This window comes from Paracoccus sp. P2, assembly GCF_046335115.1.
Taxonomy (GTDB): Bacteria; Pseudomonadota; Alphaproteobacteria; order Rhodobacterales; family Rhodobacteraceae; genus Paracoccus; species Paracoccus pantotrophus.
In genome coordinates this window covers 1-769 of the sequence record NZ_JBGOSN010000174.1, presented here as the reverse complement: position 1 = coordinate 769, position 769 = coordinate 1, and the positions used below count along the sequence as shown (strand labels likewise).

2 pseudogenes are annotated in these 769 nt (G+C 62.9%); one reads left to right on the top strand and one right to left on the bottom strand.

The features are described from left to right. A pseudogene (locus ACDP63_RS25070) lies at positions 1-315 on the top strand (hypothetical protein); the annotation flags it as partial. A gap of 308 nt (positions 316-623) precedes the next feature. On the opposite strand, the pseudogene ACDP63_RS25065 reads toward ACDP63_RS25070, so the two are convergent. Continuing rightward, positions 624-769 (bottom strand): annotated as a pseudogene (locus tag ACDP63_RS25065) (IS5/IS1182 family transposase); the annotation flags it as partial.

The window sequence follows — 769 nt, the reverse complement described above, 5'->3', positions numbered from 1 at the left end:
CATGGCGTGATCTCCCTGGCGGTTGCCGCCGCCGGTTGGCTGGGTGTGAGTTCACCCGGAGATTACGCCGCCAGCCAATTTCCACCAGTTCCGAGACACGACCGTTTGCGGCGCCTCCTGATCATTGGCGCCAACAGCGTCATCATCAAACGCCATGTCCATGCTGCGGCCCGGCCGGGAACTTGGCTGGGCGGGATGCTGACGCGCAAGCCGCCGATGCTGGTGCGGGTCGCGCTGGCGAACAAGATGGCGCGGATCGTCTGGGCTCTGATGGCCCGGGGTGGCGTCTACAAGGCTCCGGCTACGGCGGCGTAAGCCGTCCGTCAGTCGCGAGGAGGTCGGAGCGTAAGAGGGCAAGGAGCAGCTTGGCGCAATAGTCGTGAGACAGGATCGGGAGAACCAGTGTGCAACAGAGTGCCAACGAGCACGCGGCTTTGATCTGGATCCGATCTTCGAACACCATGCGGGCCCGCGGCACGACGACGGCCGCACCAGAGGCCGGATACATGTCAGCACCCGGTGACGCGCCAAAATCAGCTTTGAAGATTCCTCTTGCGCAAGGGGCGGTTATACATGTTGCACAAATCGGCTGATGGCCGGGGTTCCCCTTTCCCCGGACAGACTTATCCCACGGGCTCTGTGACAGGGATGCCGAGCGCGGTGTAACCGTTCAGAACGGCGATACGGACCTGAAGCTCCGCGACCTGTCGGTCGAAGTCCCGCGCCATGAGGCGCTGCCCCAGCAGTTTCACACAGTGCATCTTCGTTT